This window comes from Streptomyces lycii (assembly GCF_009735685.1).
GTDB classification, from domain to species: domain Bacteria; phylum Actinomycetota; class Actinomycetes; order Streptomycetales; family Streptomycetaceae; genus Streptomyces; species Streptomyces lycii.
On record NZ_WHPN01000117.1, the window covers coordinates 1 to 18,857 of the forward strand.

16 protein-coding genes are annotated in these 18,857 nt (G+C 74.3%); 10 read left to right on the plus strand and 6 right to left on the minus strand.

All coding sequences use genetic code 11. From position 1 onward, the window contains the following. The coding region (locus GCU69_RS05085) for a hypothetical protein (RefSeq protein WP_156205238.1) at window positions 1-631 on the minus strand (631 nt) is incomplete at its 3' end. 210 nt (window positions 632-841) lie between these two features. Between GCU69_RS05085 and GCU69_RS05090 the strand changes: the two genes are divergently transcribed. The 6 genes from GCU69_RS05090 to GCU69_RS05115 all read left to right on the plus strand — a co-directional run bounded on the left by GCU69_RS05090 (window position 842) and on the right by GCU69_RS05115 (window position 6,147). After that, window positions 842-1,945 carry a sialidase family protein gene (locus GCU69_RS05090; protein ID WP_156205239.1) on the plus strand — a complete coding sequence of 368 codons (1,104 nt, stop codon included), beginning with the start codon at window positions 842-844 and terminating at the stop codon, window positions 1,943-1,945. Further along, entirely contained in the window at window positions 1,942-3,270 is a 1,329-nt protein-coding gene (locus GCU69_RS05095; protein ID WP_098751641.1) for an ABC transporter substrate-binding protein, read from the plus strand. The genes GCU69_RS05090 and GCU69_RS05095 overlap by 4 nt, the downstream gene beginning before the upstream one ends. Then, window positions 3,267-4,190, plus strand: coding sequence for a carbohydrate ABC transporter permease (locus tag GCU69_RS05100; RefSeq protein WP_098751640.1), 924 nt, complete (start codon window positions 3,267-3,269; stop codon window positions 4,188-4,190). Before GCU69_RS05095 ends, GCU69_RS05100 begins: the two co-directional genes overlap by 4 nt. Window positions 4,191-4,207: 17 nt before the next feature. Next, complete coding sequence (locus GCU69_RS05105) at window positions 4,208-5,050, plus strand: carbohydrate ABC transporter permease (RefSeq protein ID WP_098751659.1); 843 nt, start codon at window positions 4,208-4,210, stop codon at window positions 5,048-5,050. A 27-nt stretch (window positions 5,051-5,077) separates the two neighbouring features. Further along, window positions 5,078-5,824 (plus strand): NADPH-dependent F420 reductase, encoded by a 747-nt coding sequence (npdG, locus tag GCU69_RS05110; protein WP_098751639.1) that lies wholly within the window; start codon window positions 5,078-5,080, stop codon window positions 5,822-5,824. 140 nt (window positions 5,825-5,964) lie between these two features. Continuing rightward, window positions 5,965-6,147 carry a hypothetical protein gene (locus tag GCU69_RS05115; protein ID WP_156205240.1) on the plus strand — a complete coding sequence of 61 codons (183 nt, stop codon included), beginning with the start codon at window positions 5,965-5,967 and terminating at the stop codon, window positions 6,145-6,147. A 116-nt stretch (window positions 6,148-6,263) separates the two neighbouring features. On the opposite strand, the gene GCU69_RS05120 is transcribed toward GCU69_RS05115, so the two are convergent. Beyond that, window positions 6,264-7,079 (minus strand): helix-turn-helix transcriptional regulator, encoded by an 816-nt coding sequence (locus tag GCU69_RS05120; RefSeq protein ID WP_098751637.1) that lies wholly within the window; start codon window positions 7,077-7,079, stop codon window positions 6,264-6,266. A 49-nt stretch (window positions 7,080-7,128) separates the two neighbouring features. Here GCU69_RS05120 and GCU69_RS05125 point away from each other — a divergent pair, with 49 nt between their 5' ends. Beyond that, a complete protein-coding gene (locus tag GCU69_RS05125; protein ID WP_156205241.1) occupies window positions 7,129-7,572 on the plus strand; it encodes a DUF2000 domain-containing protein in 444 nt (147 codons plus the stop codon). 387 nt (window positions 7,573-7,959) lie between these two features. On the opposite strand, the gene GCU69_RS05130 is transcribed toward GCU69_RS05125, so the two are convergent. Beyond that, window positions 7,960-8,760 carry a site-2 protease family protein gene (locus GCU69_RS05130; RefSeq protein WP_156205242.1) on the minus strand — a complete coding sequence of 267 codons (801 nt, stop codon included), beginning with the start codon at window positions 8,758-8,760 and terminating at the stop codon, window positions 7,960-7,962. 234 nt (window positions 8,761-8,994) lie between these two features. On the opposite strand from GCU69_RS05130, the gene GCU69_RS05135 reads away from it, so the two are divergent. Next, window positions 8,995-12,294 carry an ATP-binding protein gene (locus tag GCU69_RS05135; RefSeq protein WP_156205243.1) on the plus strand — a complete coding sequence of 1,100 codons (3,300 nt, stop codon included), beginning with the start codon at window positions 8,995-8,997 and terminating at the stop codon, window positions 12,292-12,294. Window positions 12,295-12,594: 300 nt separating this feature from the next. Here GCU69_RS05135 and GCU69_RS05140 read toward each other — a convergent pair whose 3' ends face one another. From GCU69_RS05140 to panB, 3 genes are all read right to left on the minus strand, one after another. After that, a complete protein-coding gene (locus tag GCU69_RS05140) occupies window positions 12,595-13,419 on the minus strand; it encodes an ABC transporter permease (RefSeq protein ID WP_098751633.1) in 825 nt (274 codons plus the stop codon). Further along, entirely contained in the window at window positions 13,416-14,453 is a 1,038-nt protein-coding gene (locus GCU69_RS05145) for an ATP-binding cassette domain-containing protein (RefSeq protein WP_156205244.1), read from the minus strand. The genes GCU69_RS05140 and GCU69_RS05145 overlap by 4 nt, the downstream gene beginning before the upstream one ends. A 606-nt stretch (window positions 14,454-15,059) precedes the next feature. Next, entirely contained in the window at window positions 15,060-15,938 is an 879-nt protein-coding gene (panB, locus tag GCU69_RS05150) for a 3-methyl-2-oxobutanoate hydroxymethyltransferase (protein WP_098751613.1), read from the minus strand. Window positions 15,939-16,236: 298 nt separating this feature from the next. Between panB and GCU69_RS05155 the strand changes: the two genes are divergently transcribed. Both GCU69_RS05155 and GCU69_RS05160 read left to right on the plus strand, forming a co-directional pair. After that, window positions 16,237-17,256, plus strand: coding sequence for an endonuclease/exonuclease/phosphatase family protein (locus GCU69_RS05155; protein WP_098751614.1), 1,020 nt, complete (start codon window positions 16,237-16,239; stop codon window positions 17,254-17,256). A gap of 468 nt (window positions 17,257-17,724) precedes the next feature. Next, a partial coding sequence (locus GCU69_RS05160; protein ID WP_156205245.1) for an MFS transporter occupies window positions 17,725-18,857 on the plus strand: 1,133 nt, incomplete at its 3' end.

Here is an 18,857-nt window from a genome sequence, read left to right on the forward strand (position 1 = left end):
CCGCCAGCCGGGAGAGCCGGTCCCGGAAGCGGCGCCGGCCGCGCGGCGCGGGCAGGCTGTTCTCCCCGGCCGCCGCGCTGACCAGGTGCTGCACGGTGTCGAGCCCGACCGGCTCGGTGTCCTCCGGGGCCTCGCACTCCGGGTCCGGCGAGTCCGGCGCCCGCGGCGGGCCGGACAGCGGGCCCGGCACCGCGAGCGCGTCGTGCGCCAGGGAGTGCAGGTCCCGGTCGCCGCCGTCGAGCGCCAGCACGGTCGCGCCCGCCCGCCGGGCGTCGTGCACCCGCTCCAGCAGGGTGTCGCCCGGCCGCCCCGGTGACACGACCAGCACGGTCTCGCCGCGCCGCGCCGCCTCCAGCCGGGCCAGCCCGACGGCCAGGTGCGGGGGGACCCCGGGGCGTATCCGGTGCCGTACCAGCGTGGGGGAGAGCTGGGGGAGTCCGGACCAGGCCGCCTCGTCGTCGAGGTGGGCGGCCAGATGCCAGGGCTCGTACTCCGCGCTGCCGACCAGCAGCAGGTCACCGGCCCGGGGCTCGACGGACGACCGGAGGGATCCGGCGAACCGCCGGGTGGCCTCCAGCCACTCCGTTCCGGCGAGCACTTCGCGCAGCAGCGCCACTCGTACCGCGTCCATGGCGCGCATCCTGCACCAAGGGCCCCGTCCGTCGCCGACTGTTCACGGGAAGTTCGTCCGAAGGTGCGTGAGTTCGGCGCGGGCACAACGCGCCCTGTCCCGTACCTTGACGCTCTCACGGGCGCTCCCTATGGTCGCCGGACAGGACAAGGGACGTCCTACGTCCGGCGGCCTGGCGCTCGTACTGCAATGGAGCAGCGGAGGACGCGCATGTCAGCACCGATCGCGGTCCACGAGGAGTCCGTGCCCTTCCGGGCGGGCGACGACGGCTACACGAGCTTCCGCATCCCGGCGGTGGTGACGGCCCAGGACGGCACCGTCCTCGCCTTCGCCGAGGGGCGGGTCGACTCGCAGGCCGACGCGGGCGACATCGACATCGTGCTCAAACGGTCCGCCGACGGCGGCCGCACCTGGGGGCCGCTGGAGGTCGCGGCCGAGCACGGCGACGACCTGGCGGGCAATCCCGCGCCCGTCGTCCTCGACACCGGCCGGCTGGTGCTCGTCCATGTGCGGAACGCGGCCGAGGCCACCGAGGAGCGGATCCGCCACGGCGAGATCTCCGCCGAGGACGGCCGCCGGGTCTGGGTGCGGCACAGCGGCGACGCGGGCGTGACCTGGAGCGAGCCCCGGGACGTCACCGAGGACACCAAGCGGCCCGAGTGGCGCTGGTACGCGACCACGCCCGGGCACGCGATCCAGCTGCGGCACGGCGAGCACGCCGGGCGGATCGTCGTGCCCGCCAACCACTCCCTCCCGCCCGCCACCGGCGACAGCGGCAGCGCCGGCGCCTACAACGGCGGCCACGACCTGCTCAGCGACGACGGCGGTGAGACCTGGCGGATCGGTTACGTCGACGACAACCCCGACGGCTACGTCAACGTCAACGAGACCACCGCCGCCGAACTCCCCGACGGCACCGTCTACTTCAACACCCGCAACGACTCCGAGGCCCCCGGGACCCGGGCCGACGCCCACTCCGCCGACGGCGGCGCCACGCTCGTCAAACCGTTCCGCCCGCAGGCCGGGCTCACCGGCCCCGTGGTCGAGGGCAGCGTCCTGCACCTCGGCGACCCGGACGTGCTGCTGTTCTCCGGCCCGGCCGACCCCGCGTTCCGGGCCCTGATGACCGTACGGGCCAGCCGGGACCGCGGACTGACCTGGCGGGCGGTGCACACCGTCTCCGGTCTCCCCGCCGCCTACTCCGACCTGGTGCGGCTCGACGACGCGCACGTCGGCCTGCTGTACGAGACGGGCGACTGGAACCCCTACGAGACCATCACCTTCCGCCGTATCCCCCTGGAGGAGCTGACATGAGACCGAACGGTCCCGGCCGTCGCACCCTGCTCGGCGGCACCGCCGCGGCCGCCGGCCTCGCGCTCGCGGGCTGTGGCGGCTCCGGGGACGACGGCGGCGACAAGCCCGCCGGGCGGAAGAAGGGCGAGAAGATCAGTCTGACCTTCTGGTCCTGGGTGCCCGGCATCGAGAAGCCCGTCGCGCTGTGGAACCGGGAGAACCCCGAGGTCCAGGTCAAGCTGGAGAAGGTGTCCGCGGTCAACGGCGCGCAGTACTCCAAGATGCACGCCGCGATCAAGGCCGGGAACCCGCCGGACCTCGGGCAGATCGAGTACACCACCATCCCCAGCTTCGTCCTGGACGACGGCCTCGCCGCCCTGGACGAGTACGGCGCGGCCGAGCACAAGTCCAAGTTCGTCGGCTGGGAGTGGGACCAGTCCGTCTTCGGCGACAGCGTCTTCGCGGTGCCGCAGGACTCCGGCCCGATGGGGCTCTTCCTCCGCCGGGACCTCTTCGACCGGTGGGGCATCGACACCCCCGCCACCTGGGACGACTACGAGGCCGCCGCCGAGGCCGTACGCGCCGAGGGCGGCTGGATCGAGACGTTCTCGGCCACCAACGGCAACCGCTTCGCCGGCCTCGCCTGGCAGGCCGGCGCCCGCTGGTTCGCCGCCGAGGGCGACACCTGGGTGGTGGCCGTGGACGACGAGCCGACCCGGCGGGTCGCCGACTACTGGGAGAACCTGGTCCGGCGCAGGCTCGTCAAGACGATCGCCGACCGGCAGAACGCCTGGTACAAGGACGTCCAGTCCGGTGACATCGTCTCCTGGACCGGCGCCAGCTGGGGCGACGCCCTGCTCGCCGGGAACGCCCCGGACACCGCCGGGAAGTGGCGGGTCGCGCCGCTGCCGCAGTGGAAGAAGGGCGAGAACGCCCACGCCAACTGGGGCGGCTCCACCACGGCCGTCTTCAAGGCCTGCAAATATCCCGAGGACGCGCTGGCCTTCGCCGTCTGGCTCAACTCCGACCCCGGGTCGGTGAAGCTCCTGATCGAGGGCGGTTACGGTTTCCCCAGCGCGAAGTCCGGCTACAGCGCGGCCGACCTGGAGGTCCGCAAGGACTTCTTCGGCGGCCAGAAGTACAGCGAGGTCTTCCGGGAGGCGGGCCGGGCCGTCGACACCAGCTGGAAGTGGGGCCCCGCCGTGGACACCCTCTACCAGCACCTCGGCGACGCCTTCACCGAGGCGCTCGGCGGCGGCGGATCGTTCCGCGAGGTGCTGAGGAAGGTGCAGCGGCAGACGCTCGCCGACCTGAAGGAAAAGGGGCTGAAGGCGGAGGCCGGGTGAGCGGCCCGTTCCGCAGGCCCACCCGGGCCGAACTCCGCAACGCCCGTGCCGCCTCCGGCTTCCTGCTGCCCTTTCTCGCGCTGTTCGTCCTGTGCTTCCTCGCCCCCATCGGCTACGCGGTGTACCAGAGCCTGCTGCGGACGGAGCGCGCCGGGCCGCTGGGCATCGGCGGTGTGACCGAGGCGTTCGCCGGGCTGGAGAACTACCGGCAGGCCCTCCAGGACAGCGGCTTCCTGGCGGGCTTCGGACGGGTGCTGCTCTTCGGGGTCGTGCAGATCCCGCTGATGATCCTGCTCGCCACGGCGCTGGCGCTGCTGCTGGACGCCGCCTCGGCGCGCTGGGTCGGCTTCTTCCGCACGGCGTTCTTCCTGCCGTACGGGGTCCCGGGTGTCATCGCGTCGATCCTGTGGGGCTTTCTCTACGTGCCGGGGATCAGCCCGTTCGTGGAGATGGCGGGCTCGGTGGGCTGGGACGTGGATTTCCTGTCCGACGGCACCGTGCTCTGGTCCATCGCCAACATCGTCACCTGGCAGTACACCGGCTACAACATGCTCGTGCTGATCGCCCAGCTCAAGTCCGTACCCTCCGAGCTGTACGAGGCGGCGCGGATCGACGGCGCGGGCGCCTGGCAGATCGCGCTGCGCGTGAAGCTGCCGCTGATCCGGCCGGCGCTGGTCCTCACCACCGTCTTCAGCCTGATCGGCACGCTGCAGCTGTTCGCCGAGCCGATGGTGCTGCGGCCGCTGTCCAACGCCATCGACTCGGGCTTCACCCCCAACCTGCACGCCTACAACGAGGCGTTCACCGGGAACAACCAGCACGCCGCGGCCGCCGAGGCGGTGCTGCTCGCGCTGGTCGCCTGCGTGCTGTCCTTCGGCTTCCTGCGGCTGGTGGGGCGGCGCGGGGGTGAGGACCGGTGAGCCCCCCGGTGAGCCGGCTGCGGCAGACCCCGCTGCCGTACCGCATCGTCACGGCCTCGCTGCTGACGGTGGCCGCCGTCTACTTCCTGGTGCCGGTCTACTGGCTGACGGTTTCCGCGACCAAGAGCACCGGGGACCTCTTCGGCACCTTCGGCTTCTGGTTCGCCGACCCGCGGCCGCTGACGCGGCTGGGCGAGGTGCTGTCCCACGACGGCGGGATCTACGTCCGCTGGTTCGGCAACAGCCTGCTCTACGCGGGCGCCGGCGCGGTCGCCGCGACCCTGCTGTCCGCCGCCGCGGGCTACGCGCTGGCGAAGTTCCCCTTCCCCGGCCGGGAGGGGATCTTCAACGTGGTGCTCGCCGGGGTGCTGATCCCGGGCACCGCCCTCGCCCTGCCGCTCTATCTGCTCTTCAGCGAGCTGGGGCTGGCCAACACCTACTGGGCCGTGCTCGTGCCCAGCGTCGTCAGCCCCTTCGGGGTCTATCTGTGCCGCATCTACGCGGCGGCGGCCGTGCCCGACTCGCTGCTGGAGGCGGCCCGGATCGACGGCGCGGGGGAGGGGCGGATCTTCCGGGTGCTGGTGCTGCGGATGATGACACCCGCCCTGGTGACCGTCTTCCTGTTCCAGTTCGTACACATCTGGAACAACTTCTTCCTGCCGCTGGTGATGCTCTCCGACTCCGACCTCTATCCGATCCAGCTGGGCCTCACCGGCTGGCAGGGATACGCGGACCGGCAGCCGGAGCTGTACCAGTACACGGTCGGCGGGGCGTTCCTGTCGGTGCTGCCGCTGATGGTCCTGATGGGTGTGCTCCAGCGCTACTGGCGGACGGGACTCACGGAGGGGAGCGTCAAATGACCGGGCGGGCATGACAGTATTACTGTCATGACTAACAGCGAGGCAACTCCCGCCGGTCCGGCGGAGACCGCGCCCGGCCAGGGCACACCCGCGAAGAAGCCCGCCAAGGACCCCTGGGACCTGCCCGACGTGTCCTCACTGGTGGTCGGCGTCCTCGGCGGCACCGGAGACCAGGGACGGGGGCTCGCGTACCGGCTGGCGCGCGCCGGGCAGCGCGTCGTGATCGGCTCCCGGTCCGCCGAGCGGGCGCAGGCCGCCGCCGGTGAACTCGGACACGGAGTCGAGGGCGCCGACAACGCCGAGTGCGCCCGGCGCAGCGATGTCGTGATCGTCGCGGTGCCGTGGGACGGGCACGCGGCGACGCTCGAGGCGCTCCGCGACGACCTCGCCGGCAAGCTGGTCGTCGACTGCGTCAACCCGCTCGGCTTCGACAAGAAGGGCGCGTACGCGATCGTGCCCGAGGAGGGCAGCGCGGCCCAGCAGGCCGAGGCGCTCCTCCCGGAGTCCCGGGTCACCGCCGCCTTCCACCACCTGTCCGCCGTGCTCCTCCAGGACCCCGCGGTCGAGAAGATCGACACCGATGTGATGGTCCTCGGCGAGGTGCGCGCCGACTGCGAGATCGTGCAGGCCCTCGCGGGCCGCATCCCCGGGATGCGCGGGATCTTCGCGGGCCGGCTCCGCAACGCCCACCAGGTCGAGTCCCTGGTCGCCAACCTGATCTCGGTCAACCGCCGCTACAAGGCGCACGCGGGCCTGCGGCTCACCGACGTGTAACCGCTTCTCCGCCTCCGCGGCGCCGCGCGGCCCGCCGCGCCGGGCCGCCGTGCCGGGCCGCGCGGGGCATGGGGGACAATGGAGCGGCACCCAGCAGCTCAGCCGTCCGCCGGCAGTCGTCCACCGAGGAGCCGACCCCCATGCCCCGCCTCGCCCTCTTCGCCTTCGCCGTCTGCGTGCTCGCCACGGCGGCGGCCGTCGTGTCGTTCGTGCAGGGCGACTGGATCGGCATCGTCTGGGTGCTCATGGTGGGCGTCTCCTCCAACATGGCGTGGTTCTACCACCGCAGGGCGAAGGCCGAGCGCGAGGCCGCGCGGGTCTGATCCGGGGCGGCTCCGGCCGCCGGGCCCGGTTCGCGGCCGGTCCGGCTGGTGGCTCAGCGGTTCGCGACCGGTCCGGTTCGTGGATCGGCGGCCGGTCCGGTCCGCCGCTCAGCGGCTCAGCGGCCGGTCCGGCTCGTGGATCGGCGGCCCGCGGTGTACCGGCCCGGTGAGACGCCCAGCACCCGCTTGAAGTGGCGGGTCAGATGCGGCTGGTCGTAGAAGCCCGCCGCGGTCGCGACCTCGTGCGGCGGACGGCCGTCGAGCAGCAGCCGCCGGGCCAGGTCCACCCGGGCCGAGACCAGATAGCGGTGCGGCGGCATGCCGAACTCGCGGGTGAAGGCCCGTACGAGATGGGTCGGATGGGCGTGCAGCAGCGCCGCCGCCTCGCCCAGCGTCACCCCCTCCCGTACCCGGGCGTGCAGCAGGTCCCGCAGCCGGTGGGCGAGGACGTCCCCGCCGCCCGGCCGGGCCTCGGGAGCCCTGCCCAGCCGGGCGCGGACGTGTTCGACGATCAGCGCGAGGCGGCTCTCCGCCTCCAGGTCCTCGTGCGGCAGGGTGAGCGCCGTGTGCAGCCGGTGGACGCGCCGGCGCAGACCCGGGTCGTCGATGCCGGGACGGTCGGCGGCGCGGCCGATCAGCTCCTCGCCGAGCAGCGCGGTGTCCAGGTACAGGACGCGTTTGCGCAGGCCCCGGGCGGTCGCCGGGGTGCCGTTGTGCGGAATGTGCGGCGGGAGCACCGTCACCAGGTTGCTGGGCGCGCCGTGGCTGCCGCGGTCCAGGTCGTAGCGGACGACACCGTCGTCCACGAGCAGCAGGGTCCAGCTGTCGTGCGTGTGCATCGGATAGCTGTGGCCGAGGAGCCGCGCGTGCAGCACCTCCTGGATGCCCTCGACCCGGGGGCGCCAGGCGGCGGTCCGCATCCCGGGAGGCATGCCAGGATCGTACAAGACGCGCCGCGGGCGGCCCGGAAGACTGCGGGGCATGGCACTGGGCGACAGCAACGAGAACGGAACCGTGCGGTTCGAAACGAAGATCGGTGTGCTGCTGCGGGACGACCTGCACACCTGGCAGCGGCTCAATGTGACGGCGTTCCTGGTGAGCGGCGTGCACACCGCCGAGCCGGAGATCACCGGGGACGTCTACCGGGACGCCGACGACACCGTCTACCTGCCGATGTTCCGGCAGCCGGTGCTCGTCTTCGAGGGCGGCAAGGAGACGCTGACCACCGCTCGCGGCCGGGCGCTGAGCCGCCGGCTCCCCGTCGCGGTGTTCACCTCCGACCTGTTCGCCACCGGGCACGACGAGGCCAACCGCGCGGCGGTGCGCGCGGTGCCGGGGGACGCGCTGGATCTGGTGGGACTGGCCGTGTACGGGCCGCGGAACGCCGTGGACAAGGTCCTCAAGGGGGCCCGTATGCACCCGTGACGGCGGGAATGACGGCGGGTGCCGGAGGCCACGGGCGCATGCGCGGGCGTCCCGGGCCTCTCGGCTTCGGGGCGTCCCGGGCCTCTTGGCCTCCGGCGTCCCGGCGTCCGGATGCCCTCCCCGCGGTCCGGCGGTCCGGCGTGCGCGGCGTGGCAGTCCGCGCGGCGGTCTTGTGGCGCGGCGGGTGCGCGGACGGGCGGGTGCGCGGACCGGCGCGGGCGGTCGGCGCGGGCGGTCTCGTCGGGTCCGTGACGTCGAGACGGAGTTCGCCGCCCCCGGTCACCCTGCGGCTCGACACGGCAGGCGGTGACCGGCGCGCCGCGCCCGGCGCCTTCCCGGTCCGGGGCTCGGGTCGGACTCCGGACGCCCGGGCGCCCGGGCCTCCGGTCAGCCGGGCAGCGCGGCGGTCTCCGGCTCGCCCTGCCAGAAGCGGAACCACTCCAGACCGAAGTACGTCTCGTACTCGCTCACCCCGAGGCCCGCCAGGACGGCGTCGACCGCGCCGAAGAAGACCCGGTTGACCTCCGGCACCCACAGCAGGCCGAACACCAGCAGCAGCCCGAACTGCGCGAACGGCGCGGCCTGCCGGCGGGCGCCGGGGGACAGCCACGGTTCGATCACGCCGTAGCCGTCCAGGCCGGGCACCGGCAGGAAGTTGAGGATCGCCGCCGTCACCTGGAGCAGCGCGAGGAAGGCCAGCGCACAGCGGAACGGCAGCGGTACGCCGTCCATCGTCCCGAGCCAGAACGGGGCGGTCAGCGCGACGGCGAACAGCACGTTGGTCAGCGGTCCGGCCGCCGAGATCAGGCTGTGCCGCCAGCGGCCCCGGATCCGGCCGCGCTCCAGGAAGACGGCGCCGCCGGGGAGCCCGATCCCGCCCATGATCACGAACAGCACGGGCAGCACGACGCTGAGCAGGGCGTGGGTGTACGTCAGCGGGTTGAGCGTCAGATAGCCCTTCGCGCCGACCGACAGGTCCCCGCTGTGCAGCGCGGTGCGGGCGTGGGCGTACTCGTGCAGGCAGAGCGAGACGATCCAGCCGGAGACGACGAACAGGAAGACGGCGAGCCCGGTCACGGCCGGCACCTCCGACCACACCGCCCACCCGGAGAGAGCCGTCACCGCCACCAGGGCGAGGAAGACGGGGCTGACCCGGTGCGGATTCCGGGCGGCTGCGGTGGTCGTCATGGGTGCGGCTCCAGGCTTGCGGAGGGGACGGCCCGGCGGCCGGCCGTGCGCTGCCGTACGACCGTACCGAGGGGGCGGGCTCCCAGTCCTGCCGGTCCCGCCCGGAACGGACCGATCCGGGAAACGCCCCGCGGGAGATCCCGGCCGCACCGGGCTTCTCGGTCCGGCCCGCCCGTTCCCAGGTGGCCGCGAGCCCGTGCTGAGGCGTGCGGCGCCGTGCCGGAGAATGGGCGGGTGCGCTACGGCATCCTCGGCACGGCCCGGGTCCACCGCGACGACGGCACGGCTGTCGCCCTCGGTGGCGCGCGGCTGCGCGCGCTGCTCACGGCGCTCGCGCTGCGCCCGGGGCGGACCCGGACCGCCGGAACCCTGATCGCCGAGGTGTGGGCCGACGACGACCCGCCCGCCGACGCCGCGGGCGCCCTCCAGGCGCTCGTCGGACGGCTGCGCCGCGCCCTCGGGCACGCCGCCGTCGCCTCCGGGGACGGCGGCTACCGGCTGTGCGCAGAGCCCGACGACGTCGACCTGCACCGCTTCGAGCGGCTCGCCGGGGAAGGCGCGCGGGCCCTCGCCGACGGCGCCCCCGGGAAGGCCGCCGAGCTGCTCGACACGGCGCTGGCCCTGTGGCGCGGCCCCGCCCTGGCCGACCTGCCGGACCGCGCGGCGGCGGCCGCCCGCGCCGACAGCCTCCGCTTCGAGGCCCGCCGAGACCGCCTCGCCGCGGGCCTCGCCCTCGGCCACGCCGCGCGCGTCCTGCCCGCGCTCACCGGACTCTGCGCCGGCCATCCGCTCGACGAACCGCTCCAGGCCCTCCGGGTGCGGGCCCTGCGGGACAGCGGCCGCGGCGCGGACGCGCTCGCGGCGTACGAGGCCGTGCGCCGCGAGCTGGCCGACCGCCTCGGTGCCGAGCCCGGTCCGGAACTGCGCGCCCTGCACGCCGAGCTGCTGCGGCCCGAACCGCGGCCGGTCCGGCCGGAGGGCAATCTGCGGGAGCGGCTCACCAGCTTCGTGGGGCGGGAGGCCGACCTCGCCGCGCTCCGCGACGACCTCGGCGCGGCCCGGCTCGTCACCCTCGTGGGCACCGGCGGTGCGGGCAAGACCCGGCTCGCCGAGGAGGCCGCCCGGACGGCGGGCGACCGGCCGGACGGCGTGTGGATGGTGGAGCTGGCCGCCGTCGAGGACCCGGACGCGGTGCCCGAGGCCGTGCTCGGCGCGCTCGGCGGGCGCGAGGTGGTGATGCGCGGCAGCTCCGCCGAGGGGCTGCGGGCGGCCCCCGACCCGGCCGTCGGCGAACCGCTGACCCGGCTCGCCGAGCACTGCGCGGCCCGCCGGATGCTGCTCGTGCTCGACAACTGCGAGCACGTCGTGGCGGCCGCCGCCGCGCTGGCGGAACACCTGCTCACCCGCTGCCCCGGTGTCACGGTGCTGGCCACCGGCCGGGAACCGCTGGGCGTGCCCGGCGAAGTGGTGCGCCCGGTCGGCCCGTTGCCGCTGCCCGTCGCCCTGCGGCTGCTCGCCGACCGGGGCGCCGCGGCCCGTCCCGGCTTCCGGGTCGCGGAGGACCGGGAGGCCGCCGAGGAGATCTGCCGCCGGCTGGACGGGCTTCCGCTGGCGGTCGAGCTGGCCGCGGCACGGCTGCGGCTGCTCACCCCGCGGCAGCTCGCCGACCGTCTCGACGACCGGTTCCGGCTGCTCACCAGCGGTGCCCGGACGGTGCTGCCGCGCCAGCAGACGCTGCGCGCGGTCGTGGACTGGTCCTGGGAACTGCTGGACGTCCGGGAGCGCGCCGTGCTCCGCAGGCTCTCGGTGTTCGCGGGCGGCTGCGACGCCGAGGCGGCCGAGGCGGTCTGCGGGGACACCGGGGACACCGGGGACACCGGGGACACCGGGGACACCGGAGGGCCGGGCCCCCGGGACGTCCTGCCGCTGCTCGGTGCCCTTGTCGACAAATCGCTGGTCGTCGCGGACCCGGACGGGGACGGCGGCATGCGCTACCGGCTGCTGGAGACCGTGTCCGAGTACGCCGCCGAGCGCCTCGCCGAGGCCGGTGACCGTCCCGCCGCCGGACAGCGGCACCGGGTGTACTTCCGTGAACTCGCCCGGAGGGCCGACCCGCTGCTGCGCGGACCGGAACAGGGCGCCTGGCTGCGCCGCCTGGAGCGGGAGCACGACAATCTGCGGGCCGCGCTGCGCCGCGCCGTCGCCGAGGGCGAGGAACAGGACGCGTTGTGCCTCACGCTGTCCCTCACCTGGTACTGGCACATGCACAACCACGGCTCGGAGGCCCGCACCTGGTGCGCCGCGGTCGCCGCGCTCGGCCCCGACCCCTTCGAACCCCCGCTCACCCCCGCCCCGCCGCTGACCGTGCGGCCCATCGACACCGCCCCGCCCATGACGCCCGAGCTGCTCCGGGAGGCCCGCCGCCAGATCCGGCTGGTGAGCCTGGCCAATCTGGAGGGAGACCTCGGCACCTGGGAGGGTGAGGCGGCCCAGCGGGACCTGCGCAGCCTGGTCACCGTCTACTCGCCGGGACTGCCGCAGATCTGCCGGGTGCCGGGGGTGGCCTGGTTCTGGGCCGTGCTGCTCATCTGGGACATGGAGCGGATGCGGCAGGGCGTGGACGAGGCCGTGGCGGCCTGCCGCGAGTACGGGCACACCTGGGAGCTGGGTTTCCTGCTGCATCTGCGCTCCCGGATCGCGGGACACGCGCACCTGGCGGGGCCGGGCCCGTGGAGCCGGGACGCCGACGAGAGCCTGCGGATCTTCCTCGACGCCGGGGACGCGTGGGGTGCCGCCGAGGCGCTGGCCGCGCGCGGCGAGAAGCGGGAGCAGAGCGGCGAGCACGCCCTCGCGGCCGACGACTACCGCCAGGCCATGCGGCACGCCGAACAGGTGGGCGCCCGCAGCCAGGTCGCGCTGCTCTCCGCCCGGCTGGCGGGGGCGCTCGTCGAACAGGGCGAGGGCGAGAAGGGCGAACGTCTGCTCCGGGAGGTCCTCGCCGAGGGTCACCGCGCGAACATCGAGGCGCGGGCCTTCGCGCTGCTCCGCCTCGCCCAGCGCTGCGGTCACACCGGGCGCACGGGCGAGGCACGCGGGCTGCTGGAGGAGGCGATGCGGGTCTTCGCGGACCGCAGGATCGAGATCTTCCAGAGCCTGGTGCAAGGAATGATCAGCTGGGTCGACGTCCTGGACGGCCGGCCGGAGGAGGCCCTGGCCGGGCTCCGGCCCGCGCTGGTCCAGGCCCAGGACCCGTTGTCGCAGATGGTGGCGGCGCACATGGCGGTGTCGCACCTGCTCACCGCCGCCCGTGCGCTCTCGGCGATCGGCGGGGAGCGGCGCGGCACGGACGCGGCCCGGCTGCTGGGCGCCTTCGACGCGCTGCACCCGGCGCTCTACCGCCCGGAGTCCACGGAACGGGAGAGCCGGGCCGTCGCGGAGCGGACGGCGCGCGCGGCCCTGGGGGACACGGCGTACGAACGGGCGTACGCCGAGGGCGGCCGCCTCACGGTGGCGCAGGCCGCGGCACTGGTCTGACCGGCGCGGGCCCCGGCCGGCCGCACCGCCGCGGTCCCGGCGGCCGCGGACCGCCGCGTACCTCGTCCGACGGCCGACGGCCGACGGCTGACCGCTGCCGCCCATGGCTGACGGCTGACCGCTGACGGCCCATGGTTGACGCTGATCGCTGATCGCTGATCGCTGGCGGCTGGCCGCCGACTGCCGGCCGCCCGCCGCCGCTCGCCCGGCCCCCCAGGATCCTGTCCCTGCCCGGCCGCCCCTGACCGCCCGCCGCCGGGGCGCGGACCCCCCCGTGTGCCCGCGCCCCGGCCGGTGCCGTCACGTCTTGTCGCGGAACTTCCGTACCGCCAGCGGCGCCGTGACGACCGTGATCGCCGCCGTCCACGCGAGCGTCTTCCACACGGAGTCCGCGACCGGTCCGCCGTTGATCAGCGCCCGGGCGGCGTCGGCGAGGCTGGACAGCGGGTTGTACGCGGTGAAGCTCTCCAGCCAGCCCGGCATCGTCTCCGGCGGGGCGAAGACCGACGAGCCGAACTGGAGCGGCATCAGCACCAGAAACGCGACCCCCTGCACGGACTGCGCGGTCTTCAGGCTCAGCCCGATCAGGATGAAGATCCACATCAGGGAGGCGCCGAAGACCGTCGACAGCGCCACCGCAGCCAGCACGTTCGGTGCGGAGGTCCCGACGGACAGCCCGATCAGAAAGCCGACGCACAGCAGGACGGCGGTGGAGACCAGCATCCGGCCGGTCTCGACGACGATCTTCGCGATCAGTACCGAGGAACGGGCGACGGGCATCGTGCGGAAGCGGTCCATCACCCCGGTCGCCATGTCGGTGTTGACGCCGGTGCCCACCGCCATGGCGATGTTCAGACCGCCCATGGCCATCAGCCCCGGCAGGATGTAGTTGACGTACGCGTCGACGCCGCCGCCGCCGGAGATCGCGCCGCCGAAGACGTACACGAACAGCAGCGTCAGCACGATGGGCATCAGCACGGCGTCGGCCATCGACTGCGGGTCCTGCTTGATCTGGAGCAGGTTGCGCCGGGTGAGCGCGCCGATGTGCCGCAGATGGGCGCGCGGGGGGATCCGGCCCTCGGCGGCGGGCCGGGCCGTGGGTCCGGTGGTGGTTGCCGCGCTCATGCCGCGACCCCCTCGAAGGCGTTCTCCGGGCCGCTGCCGTCCCCGGCGGGCCGCCGGAGCGAGGAGGACTTCTGGCCGGTGACGGCCAGGAACACCTCGTCCAGACTGGGCAGATGGGTGTCGATCCCGGCGATCGCGAACCCGCGCTCGCCGAGCAGGCCGATCACGGCGGTCAGCTGCGCGTCGCTCAGGAGCGGTACGTTGACCAGGCCCCCGGTCTCGTCGGCGGTGGCCCCGCCGATCCCGCTCAGACCCGCCTGCGCGAGCGCCCCGACCATGCGGTGCAGCTCGTCCGGGTCGGCCGGGCGGATCTGCAGGGTGCGGCCGCCGACCTTCGCCTTCAGCTCGTCGATGCCGCCGCCCGCGATGACCCGGCCGCGGTCGAACACCGTCAGCTCGTCCGCGAGCTGCTCGGCCTCCTCCATGTACTGGGTGGTGAGCAGCACCGTCGTGCCCTCCCGGGCCAGGGCGCGCACCTCGCTCCACACCTCGTTGCGGGTGCGCGGGTCGAGTCCGGTGGTCGGCTCGTCCAGATACAGCACCGCAGGGCGGCCGATCATGCTCGCGGCCAGGTCGAGCCTGCGGCGCATCCCGCCGGAGTACGTCCCGACGGCCCGGCCCGCGGCCTCCGTCAGCGAGAACCGCTCCAGCAGCTCCTGCGCGCGGGCCCGGGCGGCCCGGCGGGGCAGATCGAGCAGCCGCCCGATCATGTAGAGGTTCTCCCGGCCCGACAGCTTCTCGTCGACCGAGGCGTACTGTCCGGTCAGACCGATCACCCGGCGCAGCTCCCGCGGCTGCCGCAGCACGTCGAGGCCCGCGACGACCGCTGTCCCGGCGTCGGGCCGGATCAGCGTGGACAGGACCCGGACGAGGGTGGTCTTCCCGGCGCCGTTCGGCCCGAGGACGCCGAGCACGGTGCCCCGGCGGACCTCCAGGTCCACCCCGTCGAGGGCCTTGGTCTCCCCGTAGTGCTTGAGCAGGCCGCGGACTTCCACGGCGTTCTGCCGGTCGGCCGGCTGAGTGGTGTGTTCCATGCCGCCACGGTCGCAACGGGCGCCGACAGCACGCCGACACGCCGCCGATACGCCGCCGACAGGCTGCCGGCAGGCGGCTGCCCGCGCTGCCTGCCGCCGACAGGCAGTCGGCGGTCGGCCCGCGTGGGAGCCCGGCCTGCGTGGGGTCCGGCCCGCGTGGGTCCCGTCCGTGTGGGGGCCCGGGTCCGTGCGGGAGCCGGCCCGCGCGGCAGTCGGCCCGCGTGGGAGCGCCCGCCCCGCGCGGCAGTCCGGCCCGCACGCCGACCGTTCATCGCGCCGTCCCGCTCACCGCGCCACCCCGGAACCGCGCCCGCGTCGCCCTCCGCGCCCCGCCGCCCTCCGCCCGCCGTCCTCCGCGCGGCACCACATCACACCGACAGCCCGCCGGTGGGGGGTGCCGGCGGGCTGTCGGCCTCGCGATGGTCCGGGTGGGGCGGTACGGCCGCCGCCGTACGGGCGGGGCGCGCCTGTGCGGGTCGGCGCGTGCTGGTCGTTGCGTGCGGATCAGCGGGTCCCCGTCCGCGCGTGCGCGTCGGGCCGTGCGGACCGGTGCGTGCGCGCGGGCCCGGTGCGGGCGCAGCGGACCCTGCGCGCGGGCGGCACGGATCAGTGGAAGCTGTGCTCGGCCGCCGGGTAGCCGCCGCCCACGACGTCCTCCGCGAAGGCCTTCGCCGCGCCGCCCAGCACCTCGCGCAGCTGCGCGTACTGCTTGACGAAGCGCGGGACCCGGCCGCCGGTCATCCCGGCCATGTCGGTCCACACCAGCACCTGGGCGTCGCACTCGGCGCCCGCCCCGATGCCGACCGTCGGGATGTGCAGCGAGCGGGTGACCTCGGCGGCCAGCTCCGCCGGCACCAGCTCCAGCACCACCGCGAAGGCGCCCGCGTTCTGCACGGCCTTGGCGTCCCGCAGCAACTGCTGCGCGGCCTCCTCGCCGCGGCCCTGCACCGGATAGCCGCCGTACGCGTTCACCGACTGGGGCGTCAGCCCGACATGGGCCATCACCGGGATGCCGGACTGCACCAGCAGCTCGATCTGGTCGGCGGAGCGCTCGCCGCCCTCCAGCTTGACCGCGCCGACGCCCGCGTCCTTGACCAGCCGGGTCGCGTTGCGCAGCGCCTGCACCGGGCCCTCCTGGTACGAGCCGAAGGGCAGATCGCCGACGATCAGCGCCCGCTCGGTGCCCCGCACGACGGCGGCGGACAGCATCGTGATCTCGTCCATCGTGACCGGGACGGTGGATTCGTAGCCGAGGTGGCAGTTGCCCATCGAGTCGCCGACCAGCATGACCGGGATGCCGGACTCGTCGAAGACGGAGGCGGTCATCGCGTCGTACGCGGTGAGCATGGGCCACTTCTCGCCGCGCTGCTTGGCGGCGGCGATGTCGCGGACGGTGATGCGCCGGGTGCCCGTACCGCCGTACAGCGACTTGCTGCTGTCGGCCGCGGGCGCCTTCTGGGCAGGCGCAGACGAAACATGCGTCATGGCAACGGCTCCTTGTCGTCTCGAGGCGCCCTGACGGCGTCCCCGGATCACCACCCATGGTTGCACCCGTCCCGCGCTCGGGAAAGAGGCGGGCGCCACACCCCGCGTCCGCCGGGTGCGGTCCCCGTCGTGTCGCGCTTCCGTCACAGCGGAACGGAATGTCCCCGCGCAGGAACTGGCCGGGGCGGGGCACACGTCTCGTAGGAGACAGCGACCGCCGGGGCCGGCGGGACCGTCCCTGGTCATCCCCTAAGGTGCGAGGGGTGGGGGAGCACGTGCGAGGCAGCGAGGACAGCACATGGGGCAGGCGTACATGACGGAATCGGAACGTGGCGGCCCCGGCGCCGAACGGTCCGGTTCCGGGACCGGACGGCTGTCGGCCCTGCGGCCCGGCCCGGGCGCCTGGCGGCGCGGCATCGTCCTCGGGGTGTTCTGCGTGCTGCTGGCCCTGCTGATGGCCTTCCACTCGAAGGTGCCCAACCGGATCGGCAGCCTCGGCAGCCTGCTGGAGACCTTCCTGCCCTGGCTCGGCCTCGCCCTGCCGGTGCTGCTCGTCCTCGGGCTGCTGCGCCGCTCCGCCACCGCGCTGGTCGCGCTGGTGCTGCCGGTCGCCGTCTGGCTCAACCTGTTCGTGGGGCTGACCACCGACAAGTCGGGCTCCGGCGGCGATCTGACCGTCGTGACGCACAACGTCAACGCCGACAACCGGGACCCGGCCGGCACCGCCCGCGAGGTGGCCGCCTCGGGCGCGGACGTGGTGGCGCTGGAGGAACTCCAGGCGGACGCCGTCCCCGCGTACGAGAAGGAACTCGCGGAGACGTTCCCGCACCACTCGGTGCAGGGCACGGTCGGGCTGTGGAGCAAGTACCCGCTGTCCGACACCCGCCCGGTGGACATCGAGATGGGCTGGACCCGCGCCATGCGCGGCACCGTGGCCGCCCCGGACGGACCGGTCGCCGTCTACGTCGCGCACCTGCCGTCGGTACGGGTCAAGCTGAACGCCGGGTTCACCGCCGGGCAGCGGGACGGCAGCGCCGAGGCCCTGGGGCTGGCGATCCGGGACGAGCCGGCCGAGCGGGTCGTGCTGCTCGGCGACCTGAACGGGACGATGAACGACCGCGCGCTGTCCTCGGTGACCTCGCAGATGCGCTCCACCCAGGGGGCGGCGGGCGACGGCTTCGGGTTCAGCTGGCCGGCGTCGTTCCCGATGGCGCGGATCGACCAGATCATGGTGCGCGGGGTGGAGCCGGTGTCGTCCTGGTCGCTGCCGGCCACGGGAAGCGATCATCTGCCGGTCGCGGCGTCGCTGAGGTTCTGAGCCCCGCGGGTGCGGCGGGCACCGGGCCGGGGGCGCGGCGGTGTGCCGCCCCGGGCCGCGGCAGCGGGGCCCGCGGTTCGCGTACTGCGCCCCGGGCCCCGGGACCCGGGCCGGATTCCGGGGGCTGGGTTTCCGCGGTTCCGCGGTTCCGCGGTTCCGCGTTCCGCGGTTCGCGGCCGGTTCCGGGCGCGAACCGTTCTGGTGCCCCGGGTCGTACCCGTACCGCTGTTCGTACCCGTGCGCGGGGCCTTCCTTGGTGGCGAGCCGGTCGCGTTCGTCGCCTGCGCCCTTCTCCGCCCGTGCGCGGGGCCTTCTTCCCTTGGTGACCGGGCGCTCGCCGTCCGATGGAAACCGGCTGTTCACGGCGGGGAATAACTTCTCGGCGATACTTTGTTCCGGAGCGGTACATACAAAGCCGCTCCGGGGCGCGCCCGCGCCCTCCCGTACTTCGCTGTGAAAGGTTCCTCCATGCCCCTGGCCCTGCTGGCCTTGGCCGTAAGCGCCTTCGGTATCGGGACGACCGAGTTCGTGATGATGGGCCTGCTGCCCACCGTCGCGCACGACCTGGGCACCTCCGTGCCGACCGCCGGCCATCTCGTCTCCGCGTACGCGATCGGCGTCGTCATCGGTGCGCCCCTGCTCACCGCGTTCGGCTCGCGGGTGCCGCGCCGCCGGATGCTGGTGCTGCTGATGGCCGTCTTCACGGTCGGCAACCTCGCCTCCGCCCTCGCCCCCGACTTCGAGTGGCTGGTCGCCGGCCGGCTGCTGGCGGGGCTGCCGCACGGCGCCTTCTTCGGCGTCGGCGCGGTCGTCGCCGCCCGGCTCGCGGCGGAGGGGCGGCAGGCGCGCGCCGTCGCCACCATGTTCCTCGGGCTCACCGTCGCCAACATCGTCGGCGTGCCGGCGGCGACGCTGCTCGGTCAGACCCTCGGCTGGCGGGCCACCTTCCTCGTGGTCACCGCGATCGGGCTGCTGTCCATGGCCGCCCTCGCGTTCCTCGTACCGGCCCTGCCGCACACCGCGGGCGAGCGGCGCGGCGTGCTGGGCCGGGAACTGCGGGCCCTCGGCAACCGGCAGGTGCTGCTCGGCCTGCTGACCGCCGTCTTCGGCTTCGCCGGGGTCTTCGCGGTCTACAGCTACCTGGCGTCGATGATGACCGAGGTCACCGGCTTCGCCGAGTCCTCCGTCACCGTCGTGCTCGCGCTGTTCGGCATCGGCATGACGCTGGGTGCCCTGGCCGCCGGTCCGCTGACCGACCGGGCGCTGCGGCCGACGCTGTACGGGGCGCTGGGCGCGCTCGCCGTGCTGCTGGTCGTCTTCCCGTACGCGGCGCAGGTGAAGTGGGCGGCGCTGGTGGCGGTCGTGCTGCTCGGCGGCGTCGGCTTCATGACGACGACTCCGCTCCAGATGCTGGTGATGCGCAAGGCGCAGGACGCGCCGACGCTGGCCTCGGCGTCGAACCACTCGGCGTTCAATCTGGCCAACGCGGGCGGCGCGTGGGCCGGCGGCGCGGCGATCGCGACGGGCTGGGGCTGGACCTCGCCGGCCCTGGTCGGGGCGGTGCTGGCGGCGGCCGGACTGGCGATCGCGGTGACGGCCGG

Excerpts from the sequence above, each read along its gene's own strand:
- GCU69_RS05120 (WP_098751637.1), bottom strand. The coding sequence starts at position 7,079 with ATGCCTCCCGGGATGCGGACCGCCGCCTGGCGCCCCCGGGTCGAGGGC.
- GCU69_RS05095 (WP_098751641.1), top strand. The coding sequence starts at position 1,942 with ATGAGACCGAACGGTCCCGGCCGTCGCACCCTGCTCGGCGGCACCGCC.
- GCU69_RS05145 (WP_156205244.1), bottom strand. The coding sequence starts at position 14,453 with ATGGAACACACCACTCAGCCGGCCGACCGGCAGAACGCCGTGGAAGTC.
- GCU69_RS05155 (WP_098751614.1), top strand. The coding sequence starts at position 16,237 with ATGGGGCAGGCGTACATGACGGAATCGGAACGTGGCGGCCCCGGCGCC.
- GCU69_RS05090 (WP_156205239.1), top strand. The coding sequence starts at position 842 with ATGTCAGCACCGATCGCGGTCCACGAGGAGTCCGTGCCCTTCCGGGCG.
- GCU69_RS05125 (WP_156205241.1), top strand. The coding sequence starts at position 7,129 with ATGGCACTGGGCGACAGCAACGAGAACGGAACCGTGCGGTTCGAAACG.
- GCU69_RS05115 (WP_156205240.1), top strand. The coding sequence starts at position 5,965 with ATGCCCCGCCTCGCCCTCTTCGCCTTCGCCGTCTGCGTGCTCGCCACG.
- npdG (WP_098751639.1), top strand. The coding sequence starts at position 5,078 with ATGACTAACAGCGAGGCAACTCCCGCCGGTCCGGCGGAGACCGCGCCC.
- GCU69_RS05140 (WP_098751633.1), bottom strand. The coding sequence starts at position 13,419 with ATGAGCGCGGCAACCACCACCGGACCCACGGCCCGGCCCGCCGCCGAG.
- GCU69_RS05130 (WP_156205242.1), bottom strand. The coding sequence starts at position 8,760 with ATGACGACCACCGCAGCCGCCCGGAATCCGCACCGGGTCAGCCCCGTC.
- panB (WP_098751613.1), bottom strand. The coding sequence starts at position 15,938 with ATGACGCATGTTTCGTCTGCGCCTGCCCAGAAGGCGCCCGCGGCCGAC.